Consider the following 262-nt stretch of genomic DNA (forward strand, 5'->3'; position numbering starts at 1 on the left):
AGGGATCTTGTATTGCTTGGTCCTCCAGAAATTGAAAAATTATCACCACAAGAATATAAAGCATATAATTATTTTGGATTTTTGACTTATATAACTATGTTTTTTTTAGTAATCACATTTATCATACTTCCTTGTTTATTGCAAGCTTATTTATTTAAATGTTATAGCACAGGAGAAAAACACAAAAAATTAAGTTGGTTTATAGGGTTTGTGTGTAATATTATTATATTAATTGCAAGTGTGTATTTGATGTATGTATTTA

The 262-nt window shown here is 25.2% G+C and carries 1 pseudogene; it reads left to right on the top strand.

The annotated features are described in order from the left end of the window. Positions 1–12: 12 nt before the first annotated feature. Positions 13–262 (top strand): annotated as a pseudogene (locus BGS40_RS09595) (hypothetical protein); the annotation flags it as partial.

Source organism: Campylobacter sp. 107 (assembly GCF_002383835.1).
In the GTDB taxonomy this organism is placed as follows: domain Bacteria; phylum Campylobacterota; class Campylobacteria; order Campylobacterales; family Campylobacteraceae; genus Campylobacter_D; species Campylobacter_D jejuni.